Annotated in this window: 2 protein-coding genes and 1 pseudogene; 2 read left to right on the top strand and 1 reads right to left on the bottom strand. The window is 66.3% G+C overall.

Features of this window, described 5'->3' with window-relative positions:
• The first annotated feature begins 452 nt into the window (after window positions 1-452).
• Window positions 453-1061 (top strand): TetR/AcrR family transcriptional regulator, encoded by a 609-nt coding sequence (locus ACEN88_RS28720; protein WP_413345174.1) that lies wholly within the window; start codon window positions 453-455, stop codon window positions 1059-1061.
• Here the strand turns inward: ACEN88_RS28720 and ACEN88_RS28725 are convergent.
• The gene (locus tag ACEN88_RS28725) at window positions 1051-2178 is read right to left on the bottom strand and encodes a branched-chain amino acid ABC transporter substrate-binding protein (RefSeq protein WP_413345176.1); all 1128 of its coding nucleotides are present in this window, start codon (window positions 2176-2178) and stop codon (window positions 1051-1053) included. The two genes, ACEN88_RS28720 and ACEN88_RS28725, sit on opposite strands and share 11 nt — an antisense overlap.
• 131 nt (window positions 2179-2309) lie before the next feature.
• On the opposite strand from ACEN88_RS28725, the pseudogene ACEN88_RS28730 reads away from it, so the two are divergent.
• Window positions 2310-2721, top strand: a pseudogene (locus ACEN88_RS28730) (hypothetical protein); the annotation flags it as partial.

Consider the following 2721-nt stretch of genomic DNA (forward strand, 5'->3'; position numbering starts at 1 on the left):
GACGCGCGCCGCGTCCTCCAGCTTCGCCGCATCGTGCACGACCTCCAGTTCGCAGGACCGCCCCGCCGCCCCCAGCACGGCGCGGATCGTCGTGCAACGCAGGTCGGTCTCGGCCCGGCCGGAGCCGGCATTCAGGACGACGTAGAACGGGGCATCGGAAGGCGGATCGGCCGGCATCGCCGTGGATCTCCATGGTCGGTGGTTGATCGGACAAGCGCAGGATAGCAGCATTCGCGCGACCGGCCCGCCCGGCTGAACGTGGCGAACGAAATGTAACTTCGGCCCCCTTTCACCAGGATGGTGCATTGTCCGTCGCCCGTGCCAATGTCAACAATTTCGCTACGCGCAGCGCTACCCGCGAAGCGCTATACTCGCAGGCACAATCATAATTTCATCCGATGGGACTGCGCCGCCCAGCCAACGCGACGCGCTTCCGGCACCACACGCACAGCATGAGAATCAGCAAAGAGAAGGCCGCCGACAACCGCGCCGCATTGATCCGCGCGGCGAGCAAATTGTTCCGCGAACGCGGCATCGACGGCGTCGGGGTCGCCGAGATCAGCAAGGAAGCGGGGCTCACCCACGGGGCGCTGTATGCCCATTTCCGGTCGAAGGAAGAGCTGGCGCTGGAAGCCCTGTCGTATGGCCTGGACCAGGCCAATTCGCGCATGTATTCGGGCACGGTGGACGGCATGCCCGACCTCGCGCGCTTCCTCGACCGCTACCTGTCGCTGGAATCGCGCGACGACTTCGGCAACCGCTGCGCGATGGCGGCGTCGGCCAGCGAGATCGGGCGCCAGGACAAGGCGCTCAGCGCCCGCTTCGCCGAGGGCTATATGGTGATGGTGCGCGCGTTCGAGCGCCAGATCGCGCAGAACGATCCGGACAGCGACGCCCTCGCCCGCGCGATGGTCGTCGTATCCACGATGATCGGGAGTCTCGCGGTGGCGCGCGGCGCCGCCAAGGGCAACCCGGCCGTATCCGAGCAGGTGCTGCAGGCCACCCGCCAGCTGGTGGACGAGTTGATGCGCGCACCCGCGCGGGCAAGCGTTACTTCGTGACGCCGATCGGCGTGCGGTGGCCGCCCTTGAACGTGTACAGGGTCAGCACGCCGTCGCGGATGTCGCCGTGGGCGTCGAACGCGATGGTGCCGGTGACGCCCGGATAGCGGACCTTCGCCAGCGCCGGCAGGTATTTCGCCGGCGCGCTCGATCCCGCCTTGTCCATGGCCGAAGCGATCGCCAGCACCGCGTCGTACGAATACGGCGCGATGATCTGCACGTCGATGCCGAAGCGCTTTTTATAGTCGGCGCGGAACTTGTCCATGCCTGCCTTGCCCTTCTCTTCCACGCCGCCCGCTTCCGCGCACACGACCTGGCCATCCGTCATCGTATTGCCCGACAGCGGCTGCATGGCGTCCGAGCAGATGCCGTCGCCGCCCATCATCTTCGCGTTGATGCCCAGCTGCTTCATCTGGCGCAGCATCGGGCCCGCCACGGCGTTCATGCCGCCGAAGAACACGAGGTCCGGGTTGCCGGCGCGGATGCGCGTCAGGATGGCGGCGAAGTCCGTCGCCTTGTCGTTCGTGAATTCGCGCGCGACCGGGTTCACGCCCTGCTGGCGCAGGCTGTTCGTGAATTCCGTGACGAGGCCCTGGCCGTAGGCGGTGCGGTCGTCGATGACGGCGATGCGCTTCGCGCCCATCGTCTTGACGGCGTAGCGGCCCAGCGCGCGGCCCAGCTGGATGTCGTTCGCGACGACGCGGAACGCCGTGTTGTAGCCCAGCTGCGTGTATTTCGGATTCGTGGCCGACGGCGAGACCTGCGGGATGCCGGCGTCGTTGTAGATCTTCGCCGCCGGGATCGTCGTGCCGGACGTTTCGTGGCCGATCACGGCGTTTACCCTTGCATCCGCCAGCTTCTGTGCCGCGGTGGTCGCCGCCTTCGGGTCGCCCGCATCGTCTTCCGGCACGAGCACCCATTTCACCTTCTTGCCGCCGATCGTGGCGCCGCGCGCGTTCAGCGCGTCGATCGCCATGCGCACGCCGTTTTCACTGTCCTTGCCGAAATGGGCCACCGGTCCCGTCATCGAGGCCACGTGGCCGATTTTCACGACCTCCTGGGCCGTGGCGAGACCCGCCGTGGACAGTGCCAACACCAACAACGCTTGCTTCTTCATTCCATCCTCATCTAAAACTGCGATTCTTTATACCAATACGTAAGGGTAGCGCGGATGAGCGCATTTCACAAGTCTTGCAATGGAACACAGAATTTCAGGCACAATGGGATTTTGGTTTTCCGAAGTCCACGATGACAGCCGACTCTCCGTCACCGCTTCCCTCACTGGGCGCCGCCACCCTGCTGCGCGCCCTGTTCAAACGCCCGCGCCGCCTGAACGGCGTGCGCACCCCGCGCACCGCATACGTGCTCGACAGCATCGATTCGAACCAGCTGCGGCGCTACCGCCAGGCCCTCGGCTTCCGCGACGAAGGCATCCCCGTCACCTATTACTACCTGCTGGCCCAGCGCGCCCACGTGGCGACGATGCTGGACGACGCCTTTCCGTTCCGCCTGCCCGGCACCGTGCACACGGAAAACGCCCTCCAGGCGCTGGCCGAGCCCCTGCGCGACGTGCCGCTCGTGCTGTCGACGACCGTCAACATCCGGCCGCCGGCCGAGAACGGCGCCGTGTACGCAGAGCTGGACACCGTCGCGCGCCAGC

The sequence above is a fragment of the Massilia sp. CT11-108 genome (genome assembly GCF_047302915.1).
In the GTDB taxonomy this organism is placed as follows: domain Bacteria; phylum Pseudomonadota; class Gammaproteobacteria; order Burkholderiales; family Burkholderiaceae_D; genus Telluria; species Telluria orientalis.

Coding starts and splice junctions, on each gene's coding strand:
- ACEN88_RS28725 (WP_413345176.1), bottom strand. CDS start 2,178: ATGAAGAAGCAAGCGTTGTTGGTGTTGGCACTGTCCACGGCGGGTCTC.
- ACEN88_RS28720 (WP_413345174.1), top strand. CDS start 453: ATGAGAATCAGCAAAGAGAAGGCCGCCGACAACCGCGCCGCATTGATC.